Below are 19,230 nucleotides of genomic sequence, written 5' to 3'. Positions count from 1 at the left end.
ACCGTACCGGGTCCGGACCGCTCGGAACGGTCCAAAAAGCGGTCCGAAGTCTGGAATCCCGCTCGATCGAGCGCGTGATTCTCGCCACCCCTGATAGGGGTTGCGCTCAGATGAGCGATTTCATGGTGGCTGCACCTCTGAAAGGGGTGGCACTCAGTGCCACCCCTTCTGTGTTCATCTAGTGAACTCACTTGTCGGACGGGCCGCTCAGAAGAGCAGCTATAGACCTTTTCTTGACCAACTCCGTTCAAGTGATGAAGCCACGAGCTCACCCTTCCATACGCTCCAGTCACTTTCGATCTGGTGGCGGACGAGTGGTTACGACCCCGTGACGCGCAAGTGGACGTACCCAGACACCTTCGATCTGGGTATGTTCCTCGCCGTCAGGGCAGCCACCGCGGATTCGAGGAGTCGAGACCCGTGTCGGAAGACAAAGACCTCCAGCACACCCAGAAGTTCGTCTACGACTTCACCGAGGGGAACAGGGACCTCAAGGACCTTCTCGGCGGGAAGGGCGCGAACCTCGCCGAGATGACCAACCTCGGCCTCCCCGTCCCGCCCGGGTTCACGATCACCACCGAGGCCTGCAAGGTCTACCTCGACAGCGGCAACGAGCCGGCCCAGCTGCGCGACGAGGTCAGCGCACACCTCGACGCCCTCCAGCAGAAAATGGGCAAGAAGCTCGGCCAGGCCGACGACCCGCTCCTCGTCTCCGTCCGCTCCGGCGCCAAGTTTTCGATGCCCGGCATGATGGACACCGTCCTCAACATCGGGCTCTCCGACAAGTCCGTCACCGGCCTCGCCAAGCAGTCCGGCGACGAGCGGTTCGCCTGGGACTCCTACCGCCGCCTGATCCAGATGTTCGGCAAGACCGTCCTCGGCGTCGACGGCGAACTCTTCGAGGAAGCCCTCGACGAAGCCAAGGCCGCCAAGAAGATCACCGTCGACACCGACCTCGACGCGAGCGACCTGAAGAAGCTCGTCAAGCACTTCAAGAAGATCGTCAAGACCGAGGCCGGACGCGACTTCCCGCAGGACCCGCGCGAACAGATGGACCTCGCGATCTGCTCGGTCTTCGAATCGTGGAACACCGACCGCGCCAAGCTCTACCGCCGCCAGGAGCGCATCCCCGGCGACCTCGGTACCGCCGTCAACATCTGCTCCATGGTCTTCGGCAACCTCGGCCCCGACTCCGGCACCGGCGTCGCCTTCACCCGCGACCCCGCCTCCGGCCACCAGGGCGTCTACGGCGACTACCTGCAGAACGCCCAGGGCGAGGACGTCGTCGCCGGCATCCGCAACACCGTCGCCCTCGCCGACCTGGAGGGCATCGACAAGAAGTCCTACGACCAGCTCATGGGCATCATGGAGACCCTGGAGACCCACTACAAGGATCTCTGCGACATCGAGTTCACCATCGAGCGCGGCCAGCTGTGGATGCTCCAGACCCGCGTCGGCAAGCGCACCGCGGGCGCCGCCTTCCGCATCGCCACCCAACTCGTCGACCAGGGCCTCATCGACGAGGCCGAGGCCCTCCAGCGCGTCAACGGCGCCCAACTCGCCCAGCTGATGTTCCCCCGCTTCGACGACGGGGCCAAGAGCGACCTCATCGGCCGCGGCATCGCCGCCTCGCCCGGCGCCGCCGTCGGCAAGGCCGTCTTCGACTCCTACACCGCCGTCAAGTGGTCGCGCTCGGGCGAGAAGGTCATCCTGATCCGCCGCGAGACCAACCCCGACGACCTCGACGGCATGATCGCCTCCGAGGGCATCCTCACCTCCCGCGGCGGCAAGACCTCGCACGCCGCCGTCGTCGCCCGCGGCATGGGCAAGACCTGTGTCTGCGGCGCCGAGGAGCTGGAGGTCGACACCAAGCGCCGCCGCATGACCACCCAGGCCGGCACCGTCATCGAAGAGGGCGACGTCGTCTCCATCGACGGTTCCACCGGCAAGGTCTACCTCGGTGAGGTCCCCGTCGTACCGTCCCCGGTCGTCGAGTACTTCGAGGGCCGCATGCACGCCGGCGCCGACGACGCCGACGAACTGGTCGGCGCCGTCCACCGCGTCATGGCCTACGCCGACCGCGTACGCCGCCTGCGCGTACGGGCCAACGCCGACAACGCCGAAGACGCCCTGCGCGCCCGCCGCTTCGGCGCCCAGGGCATCGGCCTGTGCCGCACCGAGCACATGTTCCTCGGCGAGCGCCGCGAAATGGTCGAGAAGCTCATCCTCGCCGACACCGACGACGAGCGTGAGACGGCACTCAGTGCCCTGCTGCCGCTCCAGAAGAAGGACTTCGTCGAGCTGTTCGAGGCGATGGACGGACTCCCCGTCACCGTGCGCCTCCTCGACCCGCCGCTCCACGAGTTCCTGCCCGACATCACCGAGCTCTCCGTGCGCGTCGCCCTCGCCGAGTCCCGCAAGGACGCCAACGAGAACGACCTGCGCCTGCTCCAGGCCGTCCACAAGCTGCACGAGCAGAACCCGATGCTCGGCCTGCGCGGCGTACGCCTCGGCCTCGTCATCCCCGGCCTGTTCGCCATGCAGGTACGCGCCATCGCCGAAGCCGCAGCCGAGCGCAAGAACGCCAAGGGCGACCCCCGCGCCGAAATCATGATCCCGCTGGTCGGCACCGTCCAGGAGCTGGAGATCGTCCGCGAGGAGGCCGACACCGTCATCGCCGAGGTCGAGGCCGCCACCGGCGTCGAGCTCAAGCTGACCATCGGCACCATGATCGAGCTGCCCCGCGCCGCCCTGACGGCCGGCCAGATCGCCGAGGCCGCCCAGTTCTTCAGCTTCGGCACCAACGACCTGACCCAGACCGTGTGGGGCTTCTCCCGCGACGACGTCGAGGCCAGCTTCTTCACCGCCTACCTGGAGAAGGGCATCTTCGGGGTCTCCCCGTTCGAGACCATCGACAAGGACGGCGTCGGCTCGCTCGTACGCTCCGCCGTCGAGGCAGGCCGCGCCACCCGACCCGACCTCAAGCTCGGCGTCTGCGGCGAGCACGGCGGCGACCCCGAGTCGGTGCACTTCTTCCACGAGGTCGGCCTGGACTACGTGTCCTGCTCGCCGTTCCGCATCCCCGTCGCCCGCCTCGAAGCCGGCCGCGCCGCCGCGCAGTCCAAGGGCAGCGACTCCCGCTGAGACCCCGGAGCCGCCGCCGGGTCCCCGACCCTCACCACCGATCCGGCGGCGGCTCCGGCCACCAAGAAGGGGCAGCAACCCTGTGCGGGGGTGTGCTGCCCCTTTCGCATGGATCGTTGCCCGAAGTGCCGGGCCCGCTCGGATCGTTGCCCGAAGTGCCGGGCCCGCTCGGATCGTTGCCCGAAGCGCCGGGCCCGCTCAGATGGTTGCCGGAAGTGCCGGCGCCACACGGATGATTGCCGGAAGTGCCGGGCCCGTACGGATGGCTGCCCGAAGTGCCGGGCCCGTACGGATGGCTGCCCGAAGTACCCGACTCGCCTGGATGGTTGCCCGAAGTACCGAAACCCTCTGCGGTAAGCGCCCCGCATGAACCAGGTATGCAACCGCTTAATTCCTGTTGAATGGCGGACATTTAACAGGACCGTGGCCGGAAATGCAGAGTGCGGTTCACGGATCCCCACCCGTGAACCGCACTCTGTCAACCACGCCGAGCACGGAGCCGCCACCTACGCCCACCGCCGCCAGAGCCTGTGAAGCCCCCCACGGTCTTCGCAGAATCTTTCCGGTTGGCTCGGTGTCGTGCCCGACGAGGTACAGCTTTTCGTCCTCGGGGCCCCTTCCGCGAGGCCTTTCAACTGTGGCTGAAAGGCCCGTGGTCACGGGCAGTGACGGGAGGCATACTCAGTCGAGTCGATCGGGGGATCAATTGCGGATGCAACATGACGCAACAGGTTGCAACACAGTGGACAGGTGGGGTTTCGGTGCTGCGCATTCATTTCACCGGCGAGGATCTGGCCCGGCTCCGTATGGCGCCGGGTCCCGACACGCTGTGGGAAACGATTCTCAGCTTTCACCGCTTAAGGGACCGGCGGGGCGCCTCCGTATTCGGCGAATGGCGACAGGAAACTCGCGGCCGGCTGAGCGGAGAAACACGATTGCTCTCCGCAGTCGTTCCCTGTCGAGGATATTTCCCCGACTTTCTCACCCCGCCCCGGGGCCCGCATTCCCTCGACGCCGGACTTGAACACATACGCGAAACAGGACCCGCACGCCTGAACGAAGAACTCTCCCGGCTCCCCGGCGGCCGGCCCTCCACCGGCTGGGCCGCCTCCCTCGCCGACGGCTGCACCACCCAACTCGGCCGCCTCGCCGACGCGTTGGCCGCCTACCACCACGCGGCCGTCTCCCCGTACTGGGCCCACATCCAGACCCGCGTCGACGCCGACCGCGCCGCCCGCGGCCGCGCCCTGCTCGACGGCGGCGCCGGCGAACTCCTCGCCTCACTCCCGCCCATGCTCCGCTGGCGCGCCCCCGTACTCGAAGCCGACTACCCCGTCGACCGCGAACTCCATCTGGGCGGCCGCGGACTGCTCCTGCAACCCTCCTTCTTCTGCCGCCGCACCCCCGTCGCCCTCCACAACCCCACACTCCCGCCCGTCCTCGTCTACCCGGTCACCCACACCCAGGCGCCCTACGAATCCCCGCCGGGCCCCGACCGCGGCACCTCACTCGGCCGCCTCGTCGGCCACACCCGCGCCGGCGTCCTGCACGCCATCGGCAACGGCTGCACCACCAGCGAACTCGCCCGCAGGGCAAGCGTCTCCCTCGCCTCCGCGAGCCAGCACGCCGGAGTCCTGCGCGACGCCGGCCTCCTGGTCACCCTGCGCCACGGCAACTCCGTCCTGCACACCCTGACCCCGCTCGGCTCCGCCCTGCTGTGCGGCGGCACTCCACCCGCACCGCGCCGGCTTCAGTCGTCGATCCCCGAGCGCTCCACGCCGGCCACGATGTAACGCTGGAGCAGCAGGAAGACCAGGACCAGCGGCACGATGGACACGGCCGCCGCCACGAACAGCTCGTGCAGATGGACCACTTGAGCCGTGGTGAACGTCGACAACGCCACCTGAACCGTCCACGCCCCACGGTCCTGCCCGATCACCAGCGGCCACAGAAAGGAATTCCAGGCACCGATGAACACAATGGTGCCGACGGCCGCGAACACCGGACGCGCATTGGGCACGACGATCCGCCAGTACGTCCGCCAATACCCAAGACCGTCCACCCGGGCCGCATCCTCAAGCTCCCGTGGAAATCCCGTGAAGAATTGGCGGAAGACGAAGCACGCGAACCCCGAGAACAGCGTGGGAACGATCAGACCCCGCAGGCTCGACACCCAGCCGAGCGACGAAACAAGAACGAAACTCGGTACGAACGTCACCGCCGCCGGAACCATCAGCGTACCGATCACCGCGTAGAACACCTGGTTGGCGAAGCGGTACGGGATCCGCGCGAGCCCGTACCCCGCAAGCGACGCCAACAGCAGCGTCCCCACCGTCGTCGCCACCGCGATCAGCGCCGAGTTGAGCAACGACCGCGCCATCGGCACCGCCGGATCGTCGAACAGCTCCCGCACGTTCGACCAGTGCAGCGTGGACGGGAAGAACGTCCACGCGGGCGACGTGATGTCCTGCTCGGCGGCCAGACCGTTGCGCACCAGCAGATAGAACGGCACCAGGAACAACAGCGCCAGCACCACCAGCACCACCGCGCGCACCGCACGCCCGGCCCGCACCAGCGCATCGTCCGCACCGGCCCCCACCCGCCCCGGCGCCCTCACGCGTCGGCCTCCTTCCTGCCCAGACCGAACCACCGGGCCTGGAACACCGTCACCACCGCGATGATCAGCGCCAGGATCACCGCACCCGCACTGCCCATCCCCAGGTTCTGCCCCTGACCGAGCGCCGTGTAATAGAGATAGACCAACGGCGGACGGGCATACGGCGGAAAGCCCCGCGCATCGGAGAGCAAGGTGTAGAACTCGTCGAACGCCTGGAACGCGTTGATCACCAACAGCAGCACCACCGCCACCGACGTGGTGCGCAGCTGCGGAAACGTGATGTGCCGGAACACCTGCCACCCCGGCCGCGCCCCGTCGACCGCCGCCGCCTCATACAGCCGCGGACTGATCCGCTGAAGCCCCGCCAGGAAGAGGATCATGTAGAACCCGGCCTGCAGCCACAGCCGTACGGTCACGATGACCAGCCAGTACCACGGCGGATGCGTCGTCGACAGCCACGCCGTCTGATCGGCCCCGAACCAGCCCAGCACCGTGTTCGCCAGACCGAACCGCACACCGTTGAAGATCGACAGCTTCCAGATCAGAGCCGCCACCACATACGAACAGGCGGCGGGCAGGAAGAACACCGAGCGGAAGAACGCCTGGAAGCGCCGGGTCCGGTTCACCATGAGCGCGAGACCCAGCGCCAGCACATACGTCGCGGGCACGATGAACAGCGAGAACACCGCGAACGTGCCCAGACTGGAGGTGAACGCGCCGTCCCGCAGCATCGCCGTGTAGTTGTCGAAGCCCACGAAGTCGGTCGGCGAGACCGTGTTGTGGGCGTCGAAGAAACTGAGATAGACACTCCACAGGAGCGGAACGTACGTGAAGAGCGCCAGCCCGGCCGCGAACGGACCGACGAAGATCCAGAACCAGAGGGCGTCATTGGTCCGGCGCCGCATCGAGAGACGCGTCGTGGAAGACCGTCGCGTCGCGGGGCGCCGCATCGAAGGACGTCGCATGATGGTCAGCGCTTCTTCACCCGCTGAAGTTCGTCATTGGTCTTCCGGATGACAGATTTCATCTCACTGTCAGGGCTCGCCCCATCCTTGATGATCCGGTTCAGCGCGTCCTGGTAAGCGCTCTGCATCGTCGGCGTCCACAGCAACGGCTGTGCGTATCCGTCCTCCGTCACCAGCCTCACCACCTCGGCCGCCGCGCCCTGCCGCAGCTTCGCCGCCTTCTTGGCGAGCGAGAGCCGCGCCGGGATGTGGAAGCCGTAGGACAGCGCGAAGTCCTCCTGGAAATCGGCGCGTTCCACCCAGAGCCACTTCACATACGCCTTCGCCTCGGCCTGGCGCTTCGAGCGCGTCGACACCGCCGCGGCATACGCCCCCACCGGCACCGACGGCTTACCGCCCGGCCCGTCCTGCGGGAACGGCAGCACCCCGAAGTCGTCCCCCAGCGCCTTCTGCACCGCCGGCAGCGCCCACAGGCCCGACCACTGCATGGCGGTCAGCCCCTGCGTGAACGCCGACGGGTCCGACCAGTCGCTCGGCGCACCCAGCAGCAGCGACTTGTCCGTATACAGCCGGCGCACCTTGCCGAGCACCCGGGCGGCCGCCGGATCGTCGAAACCCGCCCTGCCGTCCGCGGTGACCAGGCTGAGGCCGGCCGCGTACAACGGCGTACCGCCCAGCACACCGGCGCCCCCGTCGTTCCCGAGGAACAGCCCCTTGACCCTGTTCCGCGTCAACGCCTTGGCCGCGTCGACGAGTTCGTCCAGCGAACCGGGCGGCCGAACCCCGGCGTCCCGCAGCAGACTCTTGCGGTAGTACAGGAACTGCGTATCGACGACCTGCGGCACACCCCAGATCTTCCCGCCGTACGTCTTAGGCGCGAGCACCGCCGGATTGAAATCGTCCTTCACACCGTCGAACAACGCCGTGAGATCGGCGACCTGCCCGCCCTGAATCTGGTCCAGCGTCGGCCCGTTGACCTCGAAGACGTCCGGGCCCGACGACGTGAGCAACGCTGCCGCGGTCTGCTGGTCGTAATTGCCCGGCCGCCACTGGACGTTGACCTTCGCCTTGTCGTACGCCGCCGCATACCGGCGCACCGCCGCCTCGGTCCCGCTCTCGCCGTACTGGTGGTACCAGTGGTCGAGCGTCACCTTCCCGCCCGGCGAACCACCGCTGTCGCGCCCGGTGTTGGAGCCGCAAGCGGTGAGCAGACCCAGTGCGGCCCCGGTGCCGAGCAGTGCCCTGCGGCTGATCGTCATGGCGTACGCCCCTGTTCGTCGTCCCGCTGTACTCATCCCGCTGTACCGCTCAACGATCAACCATGCGGGACGATTGCGACAGGGCTATTGCGACGGTGTGTCGGCCACGGAGGCGCCCCGCCCGAGGATGGCCGAAAAGTCGACCGCGAGACGGCGATGAGTTCCCGCCCGGGCCCCGGTCTACCCCTCGTAAGCAACGCCACGGCCCCCGAGGGAGCACACCATGCCCACCATGATCTTCGTCAATCTGCCGGTGAAGGACCTGGACCGTTCCAAGGACTTCTTCGGCAGGCTGGGCTACACCTTCAACCCCCAGTTCACCGACGAGAACGCCGGCTGCCTGGTCATCAGCGACACGATCTACGCGATGCTCCTGACCGAACCGTTCTTCAAGGGGTTCACCCAGCGCCAGATCGCCGACACCGCCACCACCGTCGAGTCGATCGTCTGCCTCAGCGCCGACAGCCGCGAAGAGGTCGACCGCCTCGTCGACACCGCGCTGACGTCGGGCGGTTCGCCCGCCAACGACACCATGGAACAGGGCCCCATGTACGGCCGCTCCTTCCTGGACCCCGACGGGCACCACTGGGAGGTCATGTACATGGACCCGGCCGCGATCAACAGCTGACATCCGGGCCGTACGGCTGCCTCGCACCCCCTCGCGCCTCACGCCCCCTTGCGCAACGGCGGCCCGCTGCGGCACGGCGACCCGCTCGTCACAGCCCCTCGAACGTCACGCCGGTGAGCTGCTCGGATGCCGCCCACAGCCGTTCACCGGCGACGTCGTTCAGCGTCCAGGGTGCCCGCCAGGAGGGGGCGGGCGCACCGCGCCACATCATCAGGGACGGTCCCGTGAACGAGTCGGGCCGCACCCCGGGCGCGGTCGCCGCGTACAGCGTGGGCAGCGCGCCCGCCTCCGCGGGCTGGGCCATGATCCGGTTGCCGAGCTCGACGATCCGCTCGGCCCTCCTGCGGCCCTCCATACGGACGGCCTGCGTCTGCAGATTGGTGGCGGCATAGCCAGGATGCGCGGCCGCAGCGACGACATCCGAGCCAGCCGCGTCGAGCCGCCGCGCCAGCTCGTGCACGAACAGCAGGTTCGCCGACTTGGAACGCCCGTAGGCGACCCACCGCCGGTAGCGGCGGACACTGTTGAGATCACGGATATCAATAGTTGACAGTGCGTGCATGCCACTCGACAGGCTCACCACCCGGGCCGCCCGCAGCCGGGGCAGGAGCAGCCCGGTGAGCGCGAAGTGACCGAGGTGGTTGACGCCGAACTGCGTCTCGAACCCGTCGGCGGTCCTGCCGTAGGGGAGCGCCATCACCCCCGCGTTGTTGATCAGCAGATCGAGCCGCTCGTACGGAAACGTCTTGGCGAACGCCCGCACCGAGGCGAGGTCGCCCAGGTCGAGCAGCCGCAACTCCACGTCCGCACCCGGGACTTCGCCCCGGATGCGCTCCTCGGCCTCCTTGCCCCGCGGTTCACTGCGACAGGCGAGCACCACGCGCGCGCCGCGCCGAGCGAGCTCCCGCGCGGTGACCAGACCGATCCCGCTGTTGGCCCCGGTGACGACGGCGGTGCGGCCGCTCTGATCGGGGATGTCCTGAGCGCTCCAGCCACGATTCATACATCCACCGTACCGGCCGGTATGCCGGGAGAGGGGCGTCTAATGGGAATGCTCGGTCACGTAGGTCCGGACGGCTTGCGCCGCGTCGTCGAGGCAGGCGCCGGTTTCCAGGTCGAAGCGGTGTTTGAGGAGCGGGGAGGCCACATAGGGGCGACCCTCCGGGGTGGCGCCGAGCAGCCCGCGGGACAGGACGTAGGCGCCGGTGAACGGGTCGCGGTTGTCGATCGCGTAGGTGCGGCCGCGCCGGTCGGTGAAGACGGCGGCCTGGCGGCCGTCGGGGAGGAGGGCGGCGACGCCGCGTCCGGGCGTGAGGCGGGCGGCCTCGCAGACCGCGACCGAGCCTTCCTCCAGCTTGAGATGGACCATCGTCATCGGGTGGCTCCCAGGGTGAGGAGGGGAAGTTCCGGCTTGATCTGGTCGCGCTCCGGGACGAAGCGCACCGACGGGTCGGGCGCGCCGGGCGCGTTCACGAAGGAGACGAAGCGGGCGAGCCGCTCGGGGTCGTCGAGGGTCTCGCCCCACTCGTCGCGGTAGCCGGCCACATGCGCGGCCATCAGAGCTTCGAGTTCGGCGCAGATGCCGAGCGAGTCGTTCACCACCACGTCCTTGACGTGGCCGAGGCCGCCCTCGATGCGCTCCAGCCACACCGAGGTGCGCTCCAGACGGTCGGCGGTGCGGATATAGAACATGAGAAATCTGTCGATCAAACGGACAAGTTCGTCATCTGTCAGATCCTGGGCGAGCAGATCGGCGTGGCGCGGGCTCGCGCCGCCGTTGCCTCCTACATACAGGTTCCAGCCGTTGGCCGTGGCGATGACACCAAAGTCCTTCGACTGGGCCTCGGCGCACTCGCGGGCGCAGCCGGAGACCGCCGACTTCAGTTTGTGCGGCGAGCGCAGGCCCCGGTAGCGCAGCTCCAGGTCGATGGCCATCCGCACCGAGTCCTGCACACCGTAGCGGCACCACGTCTGGCCGACGCACGACTTCACCGTACGCAGTGACTTCCCGTACGCGTGCCCGGACTCGAAACCGGCGTCCACCAACCTGGTCCAGATGAAGGGGAGTTGGCCGACGCGGGCGCCGAAGAGGTCGATGCGCTGGCCGCCCGTGATCTTCGTGTAGAGACCGAAGTCGCGTGCCACCTCGCCGATCACGATGAGCTTGTCCGGGGTGATTTCCCCGCCGGGGATGCGCGGCACGACCGAATAGGAGCCGTTGCGCTGCAAGTTGGCGAGGAAGTGGTCGTTGGTGTCCTGGAGCGCGGCCTGTTCGCCGTCCAGGATGTGCCCGTTGCCCAGGGCGGCCAGGATCGAGGCGACCGTCGGCTTGCAGATCTCGCACCCCTCGCCGCCGCGCGCCCGGGTGCGCCCGTGTCCGTCGAGGAGTTCGGTGAAGGTGGTCAGGCGCAGCGCGAGCGCGATCTCGTACAGCTCCTGGCGGGTCTGCGCGAAGCACGGGCACAGCCCGGTGTCGCCGGACTTCGGCAGCAGCATGCCGATGGTTTTGACGCAACTGCCGCATCCGGTACCGGCCTTGGTGCAGCGTTTGACCTCGGGCAGGGAGGTGCAGGCGGTGATGGCGCCCTTGGTGACGTTGTGGCAGGAACAGATGACGGCGTCCTCGGGCAGGGATTCCGGGCCGAGCGCGGCCGGTGCGCCGAGCCCGGCGGGCAGGACCAACTGCTCGGGCGCGACCGGGGGGACGTGTCCGGTGAGCGGGCGCAGCGTGCCGTAGGCGTCGGCGTCACCGACGAGGACGCCGCCGAGCAGGGCGCCGTCGCGGGAGATGACCAGCTTTTTGTAGACGCCGGAGCGGGAGTCCGAGTAGACGACGTCGAGGCAGCCTTCGGCGGTGCCGTGCGCGTCGCCGAACGAGGCGACGTCGACGCCGAGCAGCTTCAGTTTGGTCGACAGGTCGGCGCCGGTGAAGGCGCGTTCGCCGGCCGCGGCGATGGTGTCGGCGGCGGTCTCGGCCATGTCGTAGCCGGGCGCGACCAGGCCGTACACCCGGCCGTCCGCGGCCAGCGCGCACTCGCCGATCGCGAAGACCGCGGGGTCGCTGGTGCGGCACTGTTGGTCGACGACTATGCCGCCGCGCTCGCCGACGGTGAGTCCGCAGTCGCGGGCCAGCTGGTCGCGGGGGCGGACACCGGCGGAGAAGACCACGAGATCGGTTGACAGATGAGAGCTGTCGGACAGTGTCATTCCATTGACGCGTCCCTCCTCACCGGCGGTGATCTCCTGTGTGCCGACCCCGGTGTGCACGGTGAGGCCCATGTTCTCGATGGTGCGCAGCAGCGCCGCGCCGCCGCCCGCATCGACCTGCACCGGCATCAGACGGGGTGCGAACTCCACGATGTGCGTGTCGAGGCCGAGCCCGCGCAGCGCGCCGGCCGCCTCAAGGCCGAGCAGCCCGCCGCCCACCACCGCGCCGGTCGTCGCGGTCTTCGCGTACGCCTCGATGGCGAGCAGGTCCTCGATGGTGCGGTAGACGAAGCAGCCCGGGATGTCCTTGCCGGGGACGGGCGGCACGAACGGGTACGAGCCGGTGGCCAGGACGAGCGTGTCGTAGGCGAAGGTGCGGCCCGAGCGGGCGGTGACGGTGCGCGCCGCCCGGTCGACGGTTTCGGCGGGGTCGTCCACGTACAGCTCGATGCCGTGTTCCCGCATGAAGGCGTCGGGTACGAGGCTGAGTTGGTCGGGTGTCTTTCCCTCGAAGTATGAGGTGAGGTGGACGCGGTCGTACGCCGGGCGGGGTTCCTCGCACAGCACGACCACCCGGGTCCGCCCGGTCGCGCCGCGCTCGGCGAGTGCTTCGAGGAAGCGCTGACCGACCATGCCGTGGCCGATGACGACGAGGGTGGAAAGGTGTTCGGTGGGCACGTCAGGAACCTCCGTCGTGGGTGAGCAGGTGGAGCAGGGGCGCGTCGGGTACGGGTTCGTCGCCCTGCCAGGTCCGGGCGAGCGCCCCGACCGCGCCGAGATCGCCGAGGAGTACGCCCCCGACCAGGCGGTCGCCGCGTACGACGACCTTGCGGTAGGCGCCCCGGGTGGCGTCCGCGAGGTGGGCCACGTCGTCGCCGGGGCGGGGCGTGGGTTCGCCGAACGCGGCCAGGTCCAGGGGGCGCGGGCCGCCGAGGGTGAGCCGGGTCAGGCCCCGGGTTCCCGGGTAGGTTCCGCGGCCGGTGGCGAGCAGCCGGCCCAGAGCGTCGGCCTGTTCGAGCGCGGGGCCCGCGAGTCCGTACACCGTGCCGCGATGCTCGGCGCAGTCGCCGATGGCGTGGATGGCGGGGTCGGTGGTGCGCAGCTCGTCGTCGACGACGATGCCCTGGCGGACGTCGAGCCCGGCGTCGAGTGCGAGGCCGGTGCGTGGGCGGACGCCGGTGGCGAGGACGACGAGTTCGGCGCCGAGGACGAAGCCGTCGGCGAGTTCGACGTCGGTGCCGGCGGGCCCGGTCAGCCCGCGTACCCGGCACTCGGTGTGCACTTCGACACCGAGGAGTTCGAGATGGGTACGGAGCAAGGCCGATGCGCCCGCGTCGATCTGACGCTCCATCAGGCGTTCGCCCTGCTGGGCGAGGACGACTTGGGCCCCGCATTCGGCGAGCGCCCGCGCCGCCATCACCCCCAGCAGTCCGCCTCCGATGACCACGGCGCGGGCGCCCTCCCGGGCCCGTTCGCGCAGGGCGAGCGCGTCGTCGAGGGTGCGGAAGGGGTGGACGCCGTCGGGCAGCCGGCCCTCGCGCAGCCCCCGCAGCGGCGGCAGCACCGGGTTCGAGCCGGTCGCGAGCACGAGGCGCCCGTACGGGACGGCGCTGCCGTCGTCGCAGTGCACCACCCGGGCCGTACGGTCGATCCGCACCGCCCGCACGCCGCGCCGCACCGGCACCGGGGGCAGGGCGATCACCTCGGGCCCGTACCGTCCGGCAAGCACCTCCGCGAGGAGCACCCGGTTGTACGGTGCGTGGGGCTCCTCGCCGATGACGGTCACCGGGACATGCCGGGCCAGGCGGGCACCCGCCGTGCCGCCGCCGATCACCACGATGTCCGTACTCATGCGCCCAGCGTGGGCGCGCGCTGTTTCCCGGTGGCATCCCGCCGATTACCGCGGGGGAACCTTGCGCTCAGCGGGTCGGGGGGCGGGGTGTGAGGAGAGAGGCCGGTCGTTGGGGGCGGGGTGAGCGGAGTGGGCCGGTTTTCGGGGGCGGGGTGTGAGGAGTGGGGCCGGTTTTCGGGGGTGGGTGGTTCTTGGGGTGGGCCGGTCGTTGGGGGCGGGTGGTTCTGGGGTGGGGTAAACCGAACCATGAAGATCCGTACTGGCACGATCGAAAGGGCGGCCCGGGAGCGGGAGCCTTGACGCATGGACCTCGCGCAGCGGCACCCCGCATCCACACCGACCGCATCCACACCGACGGTATCTACCCCGGCCGCCTCCGCCCCGGCCGCACTCATGCCGAACGCCTCCGCACCGGCCGCATCCACACCGGCCGCATCCGCACCGGCCGCATCCTCGGCATCGACCCCGCTCGCCTTCCTGCGTGAGCCCTTCCGGGCGGCGACGTGGCTGCGGTTCGTCTACCTCCTCCTTGCGCTCCCCGTCGGCATCCTGTGCGTCCCCATAGCTCTGGTCGGTGGGCCGGCCGGCCGGATACAGCGCGGGCTCGCCCGCGGGCTCCTCGGTGTGGAGGCGGCCGACCCCGGCCCCGATGGCCGTGGGGGGCTGCTCGCCCTGGCCCACGCCGTGATCAGCGTGCCGCTCAACCTCATAGCGCTTGCCGTGTCCGGCTACTTCTGGACGGTGGTCGTCATCAACCTGGCCTACCCGTTGCGGCCCGGCGGGGACCCGAGCCAGGCGTGGGGCGGCCCCACGATGGCCGGCGCGTGGGCGGTGCACGGCCTCGGCGGCGGGGTGCCCTTCCTGCTCATCACGCCCTGGGTGATGAGGGGCTTCACCCTGATCCAGGCCCGCCTGGTCAAGGGTTTCCTCGGCGCGGACCGCACCGGGCTCCTGAAGACGACCTGGACAGCCCTGGCGCTCGCCCTGGTCTGCGCGTTTCTGTCCATACCCGTGATCCACCAGCTCTGACTGGCGGGCCTAGGTTGTTCTCATGCACCGTCCGTTCCTGGCGCGATCCGTGGCGATCCTCGAGTTCCCCTACCGGCGGGACCGGCTCGCCGCCGTTGCGCGGGCCGCGTTCTACTCGCTCGTCGCGCTGCCCCTCGCCTTCTCCGGCCTCCTCGCGGTCGCCCTGGTCCTGCTGGCGGGCGCGGTGCTGTCGTGGACGGCGCCGGGGCTCTGGCTCGTCGCCGCCGGTGTTCGCGGGGCGCTGGCGCTCGGAGACCTGCAACGTGCGCTGGCGCGGCGCCTGTTGGGGCTTGAGATCGACCCGCCGGCGCGGGCGGAGACCGCCGGGGTGCTCGACTGGCGGCGCTCGGTGCTGGGAGGCAGGCCCGGATGGCGGGCGGTGTGCTGCGCCCTGGCCGCACCGCTGACGGCGCTGCTGCCCTTGCTCGCCGTGTACGTCGGCTACGTGCAGGGGGTGCTCCTCACCCTGTATCCGGTGCTCAAGCGGTGGAACTACTTCACGATCAGGAAGCCCGACGGGTCCGTACGGCATGTGGGACTGGAGGTGGGGGGAGTGGAGTTCGACAGCTGGCCGCGGTGGCTGGCGCCCTTCGCTCTCGGGCTGCTCCTCCTGTACGTGGCGCCGTGGCTCGACCGCCACGCGCTCGCCCCGCACCGGATGCTGCTCACCGCGCTGCTCGGGCCCGACCGGGCGGACCAGCGGATCCGGACCCTGGAGGAGACCCGGGCGCAGGCCGTCGACGATGCGGCGGCGACCCTGCGCCGTATCGAGCGGGATCTGCACGACGGGACCCAGGCCCGTCTGGTGGGTCTGGGGATGCACCTCACGATGATCCGCGAACTGGTGGCGGGCGGAGCGGAGCCGGACCGGATCCTGCGCGTCGTCGAGACCGCCCAGAGCAATGCCAAGCAGGCCGTCGCCGATTTGCGCCACCTGGTCAAGGGCATCCATCCGCCGGTGCTCGACCAGGGGCTGGACACCGCGCTCGCGACTCTCGCGGCGGACAGCGCGCTGCCGGTGCGGGTGGAGTGCGGCATCGAGGGCAGGCCGAGTCCGGCGATCGAGTCCATCGCGTACTTCTGCACGGCCGAGTTGCTCGCCAACGCGGCCAAACACAGCGGGGCTTCGCAGGCGAAGGTCACCGTGACCGGTGCGGCGAAGATCCTGTTGTTGATGGTGGCTGACGACGGGCGCGGGGGAGCGATGGTGGGCGCGGGAAGCGGACTCGCCGGCCTGCGGGCCCGGGTGCGTACCGTCGACGGCTCACTGACCTGCAACAGCCCCGTCGGAGGGCCTACGGTGGTGAGCGTGGTGCTGCCGTTCAGGTGAGCGGCGGCCGACTGAGCACCGGCGCGTCACACCGGACACCCGGACACGGAACACCGGACGCGGAACACCGGACGCGGAACACCGGACACCGGCATCAGACAACAGACACAGGCACCAGACACCGGGCACCGAACGCCGGCACGACACGCGTGCCATCGCCTCTGTTTTCGTCTCCGCTACCAACAACAGAATGGGTCACCGTATGCGCGTCGTCATCGCCGAGGACTCCTCGATCCTTCGTGACGGGCTCGTCCAGCTTCTGGAGATGCGGGGCGTGGAGGTGGCGGCCGCGGTGGCGGACGCGCAGGCGCTGCTGGCCGCGGTCGCCGAACACCGGCCCGACGCGGCGGTGGTGGACATCCGGCTGCCGCCGACACAGACCGACGAGGGGCTGCGCGCGGCTGTGGAGATCCGGCGTACGGCGCCGGGCACCGGGGTGTTGATCTTCTCGCAGTACGTGGAGACCAGGTATGCGGCGCAGCTCATCGGCGACGGCGGGGCGGGGGTGGGCTATCTGCTCAAGGAACGCGTCGTGGACATCGGCGAGTTCGTGAACGCGCTGGAGCGGGTCGCGGCGGGCGGCACCGCGCTCGACCCGGAGGTGGTGGCCCAGCTGTTCGGCGCGAGCCGACGGGCCGCGGCCCTCGACGGGCTCACCCCGCGCGAACGGGAGGTGCTGGGCCTGATGGCGGAGGGCCGTACCAACCATGCCATCGCCGATGGGTTCGGGGTGTCGGAGCGGGCGGTGGAGAAACACATCGCGAACATCTTCACCAAGCTGGACCTGCCCCCTTCGGAGTCGGGCCACCGCCGCGTCCTGGCGGTCCTTCGCTACCTGGACCGCGGTGCCGACTGAGTCGTCCAACTGAGCGGGCCGACTGAGCGGGCCGACTGAGTCGGCCGGTTGGGCCGGCCGGTTGGGCCGGCCGGCTGGGCCGGCCGGCTGGGTCCGACCCGACCCGACCCGACCCGACCCGGCCCGACTCCGCCCGACCCGACCCGACCCGACCCGGCTCGGTGCGGCTGCGGGTGCGGGTGCGGGTGGGGTCGGGTGTGGGTGCGGGTGGCTGGGTGGCCAGGGTGTTTGCGGTGGCCTCTTAATGGGTGGTCAGGCGATCCTCAAGGGGGCCTTAAGGATTGCGGATTGGGCGCTGACCAGGGGGTTTCGCCGGTTGCGCCGACCTAGGCTGCCGGGCGTGACGATCGAGGCCACCGACCCGCAGCTTGCCGCGTACCCGGCGTTGTCCGCCTATCTCGCCCTCCAGGCTCGTCAGGAGCAACGGGAAGAGCAGGGCGAGGAGCAACTGGAGGGCGCGGGGCAAGTCGCGTACTGCGGCGCTGTGTTGGAGGTGCCGGATGTCGCGCCGGATGTCCCGCCGGTGGTGGAGCCGGTGGAGCCGGTGGAGCCGGTGGAGCGCCGGGGGTTCGGGCCGGCCGGCGATGCGGGGGCATTGGGGGCGGCCGGCCGTCAGGGCGGGCGGCCGGTGCGGGTGGGGCCTCGCGTCATGCGGCGAGGGATCCTCGTGGGGGCCGGCGGTGTGGGGTTGGTGTGGGGGACGCAGGCCGAGCCGTCCGCGCGGCTGGACGCGCTCTTCGCGAGCGGGGCGCATCTGTCGGGGCTGCTCGCCGGGTACGGAATCCTGGTGATGCTGCTGCTCATGGCCCGGGTGCCCGCCGTCGAACACGGCGTCGGCGCCGACCGGCTCGCCCGCTGGCACTCGCTCGGCGGACGCTACGTCCTGACGCTCGTCGGCGCGCATCTGGTGCTCGCGTTGTGCGCGTACGCCGCGTACACCGGCACCGACCTGCTGCGGTCGGCCACCCGGTTGCTCGACTATGGAGGCATCCTGGCGGCCATGCTCGGCACGTTGGCGTTCGGGGCCGCCGGGGTCAGCTCGGTGCGGGCGGCGCGGGCGCGGATCTCCCAGGAGACCTGGCGTGCCCTGCACTTCCTCACCTACCTCGGTGCCGCGCTGGCCTTCGCCCATCAGCTGGTCGGGCCCGATGTGGCGGGCAACCCGCTCACTGTGTGGGCCTGGGCGATGCTGCACGCGAGTGTGGCCGTGCTGATCGTCTGGTACCGGGGCGTCGTCCCGGTGCGGCAGGCTCTGCGGCACGGGCTGTATGTGGTCGAGGTGCGGAACGAGAGCCCCGACGTCGTCTCGGTCGTGATGCGCGGCACCGGCCTCGACGCGTTGCGCGCCGAACCCGGCCAGTTCCTGCGGTGGCGGTTCCTGCGGCGCAGGCTGTGGCACACCTCGCTGCCGTTCTCGCTGTCCGCGCCGGTCAGGGACGACACCGTACGCGTCACCGTGAAGGCGCTCGGCGTGCACAGCCGGCGCATCAGGCGGCTGCGTCCCGGCACCCGGGTCCTGGCCACGGGGCCGTTCGGCGCGATGACCCCGCACCGCCGTACCCGTCGCAAGGTGCTGCTCCTGGCCGGCGGGGTGGGGATCACGCCGATGCGGGTCCTGTTCGAGACGCTGCCCGCCGGGCCCGGCGACCTCACCCTGCTCTACCGGGCCAACAATGCCGCCCAGTTGGTACTGCGCGAGGAGCTGGAGGCCATCGCCGTTCAGCGGGGGGCCGCGTTGCACTATCTGCTCGGGCCCTCGGGCGCCTCCTTCGACCCGCTCGCGCCGCAGGCCCTGCGCAACCTCGTCCCCGACCTCGCCGAACACGACGTCTTCCTGTGCGGGCCCGGCCCCATGGCCCGCGCGGCGACGGCCTCGCTCATCAGGGCCGGGGTGCCCGAGGAGCACATCCACACCGAGCAGTTCAGTTTCTGAGGGCGTTCGCACGTACTTTCAGGACCCACGACCAGGACGAGGAATCGCAGAGCCATGGCCCGTCACCGCAAGCGCCCCACTCCCGTTCCGCTGGACCGTGCCCGGCGCCGGCTCGCCGCGGGGCTCACCGCCGTCAGCGCGCTCGCCGCGACCTTCCTCGCGGTGTCCGTCACCCCGGCCGCGCCCCCCGCGCCCGACCGGATCGCGGACGTCCACGACCTGAGCGGTGTCGCGCCTGGGCAGCGGTAGGTGGCAGGTCGGTGATGGCGGGCGGTCGGCGGTGGCCGGGGCCCCTTCAGAAGGCCCTTACTGGCCCTGGCCCTGGCCCTGGCCCTGGCCCTGGCCCTGGCCCTGGCCCTGGCCCTGGCCCTGGCCCTGGCCCTGGCCCTGGCCCTGGCCCTGGCCCTGGC

Annotated in this window: 15 protein-coding genes; 8 read left to right on the top strand and 7 right to left on the bottom strand. The window is 70.1% G+C overall.

Annotated elements, in window-relative coordinates; translation table 11 throughout:
* Positions 1–420: 420 nt before the first annotated feature.
* Entirely contained in the window at positions 421–3,144 is a 2,724-nt protein-coding gene (ppdK, locus tag AB0D31_RS05500; RefSeq protein ID WP_362717316.1) for a pyruvate, phosphate dikinase, read from the top strand.
* Positions 3,145–3,905: 761 nt separating this feature from the next.
* Positions 3,906–4,937: a winged helix-turn-helix domain-containing protein gene (locus AB0D31_RS05495; protein ID WP_362717314.1), complete on the top strand. Its 1,032-nt coding sequence runs from the start codon at positions 3,906–3,908 to the stop codon at positions 4,935–4,937.
* Here the strand turns inward: AB0D31_RS05495 and AB0D31_RS05490 are convergent.
* The 3 genes from AB0D31_RS05490 to AB0D31_RS05480 form a co-directional block, all read right to left on the bottom strand.
* A complete protein-coding gene (locus AB0D31_RS05490; RefSeq protein WP_362717311.1) occupies positions 4,895–5,761 on the bottom strand; it encodes a carbohydrate ABC transporter permease in 867 nt (288 codons plus the stop codon). The genes AB0D31_RS05495 and AB0D31_RS05490 overlap by 43 nt on opposite strands.
* Entirely contained in the window at positions 5,758–6,666 is a 909-nt protein-coding gene (locus AB0D31_RS05485) for a sugar ABC transporter permease (RefSeq protein WP_362717476.1), read from the bottom strand. The genes AB0D31_RS05490 and AB0D31_RS05485 overlap by 4 nt, the downstream gene beginning before the upstream one ends.
* A 65-nt stretch (positions 6,667–6,731) precedes the next feature.
* Positions 6,732–7,985, bottom strand: a complete 1,254-nt coding sequence (locus AB0D31_RS05480) for a sugar ABC transporter substrate-binding protein (RefSeq protein WP_362717308.1) — start codon at positions 7,983–7,985, stop codon at positions 6,732–6,734.
* A gap of 223 nt (positions 7,986–8,208) precedes the next feature.
* On the opposite strand from AB0D31_RS05480, the gene AB0D31_RS05475 reads away from it, so the two are divergent.
* Complete coding sequence (locus tag AB0D31_RS05475; RefSeq protein ID WP_362717306.1) at positions 8,209–8,613, top strand: VOC family protein; 405 nt, start codon at positions 8,209–8,211, stop codon at positions 8,611–8,613.
* An 88-nt stretch (positions 8,614–8,701) separates the two neighbouring features.
* Here the strand turns inward: AB0D31_RS05475 and AB0D31_RS05470 are convergent, their stop codons facing one another.
* From AB0D31_RS05470 to AB0D31_RS05455, 4 genes are read right to left on the bottom strand one after another with little or no spacing between them, the layout of a single operon-like run.
* On the bottom strand, positions 8,702–9,616 hold the full coding sequence (locus AB0D31_RS05470; RefSeq protein WP_362717303.1) for an oxidoreductase: 915 nt from the start codon (positions 9,614–9,616) through the stop codon (positions 8,702–8,704).
* A gap of 39 nt (positions 9,617–9,655) precedes the next feature.
* On the bottom strand, positions 9,656–9,988 hold the full coding sequence (gene nirD, locus AB0D31_RS05465; protein ID WP_362717300.1) for a nitrite reductase small subunit NirD: 333 nt from the start codon (positions 9,986–9,988) through the stop codon (positions 9,656–9,658).
* Positions 9,985–12,453 carry a nitrite reductase large subunit NirB gene (nirB, locus tag AB0D31_RS05460; RefSeq protein ID WP_362717473.1) on the bottom strand — a complete coding sequence of 823 codons (2,469 nt, stop codon included), beginning with the start codon at positions 12,451–12,453 and terminating at the stop codon, positions 9,985–9,987. The genes nirD and nirB overlap by 4 nt, the downstream gene beginning before the upstream one ends.
* 46 nt (positions 12,454–12,499) lie before the next feature.
* A complete protein-coding gene (locus tag AB0D31_RS05455; protein ID WP_362717298.1) occupies positions 12,500–13,672 on the bottom strand; it encodes an FAD-dependent oxidoreductase in 1,173 nt (390 codons plus the stop codon).
* A 303-nt stretch (positions 13,673–13,975) separates the two neighbouring features.
* Here AB0D31_RS05455 and AB0D31_RS05450 point away from each other — a divergent pair, with 303 nt between their 5' ends.
* The 5 genes from AB0D31_RS05450 to AB0D31_RS05430 all read left to right on the top strand — a co-directional run bounded on the left by AB0D31_RS05450 (position 13,976) and on the right by AB0D31_RS05430 (position 19,069).
* A complete protein-coding gene (locus AB0D31_RS05450; protein ID WP_362717295.1) occupies positions 13,976–14,701 on the top strand; it encodes a hypothetical protein in 726 nt (241 codons plus the stop codon).
* Positions 14,702–14,723: 22 nt separating this feature from the next.
* Positions 14,724–16,031: a sensor domain-containing protein gene (locus AB0D31_RS05445; protein WP_362717292.1), complete on the top strand. Its 1,308-nt coding sequence runs from the start codon at positions 14,724–14,726 to the stop codon at positions 16,029–16,031.
* Between the two features lie 202 nt (positions 16,032–16,233).
* On the top strand, positions 16,234–16,887 hold the full coding sequence (locus tag AB0D31_RS05440) for a response regulator transcription factor (protein WP_362717471.1): 654 nt from the start codon (positions 16,234–16,236) through the stop codon (positions 16,885–16,887).
* Positions 16,888–17,227: 340 nt separating this feature from the next.
* Positions 17,228–18,820, top strand: a complete 1,593-nt coding sequence (locus AB0D31_RS05435) for a ferredoxin reductase family protein (RefSeq protein WP_362717289.1) — start codon at positions 17,228–17,230, stop codon at positions 18,818–18,820.
* Between the two features lie 54 nt (positions 18,821–18,874).
* Positions 18,875–19,069 (top strand): hypothetical protein, encoded by a 195-nt coding sequence (locus AB0D31_RS05430; protein ID WP_362717286.1) that lies wholly within the window; start codon positions 18,875–18,877, stop codon positions 19,067–19,069.
* Positions 19,070–19,230: the final 161 nt, after the last annotated feature.

It is taken from the genome of Streptomyces sp. NPDC048361, from assembly GCF_040651795.1.
Lineage (GTDB): Bacteria > Actinomycetota > Actinomycetes > Streptomycetales > Streptomycetaceae > Streptomyces.
Note: the sequence above shows the minus strand (reverse complement) of the source record. Positions and strands in the feature narration are given on the sequence as shown.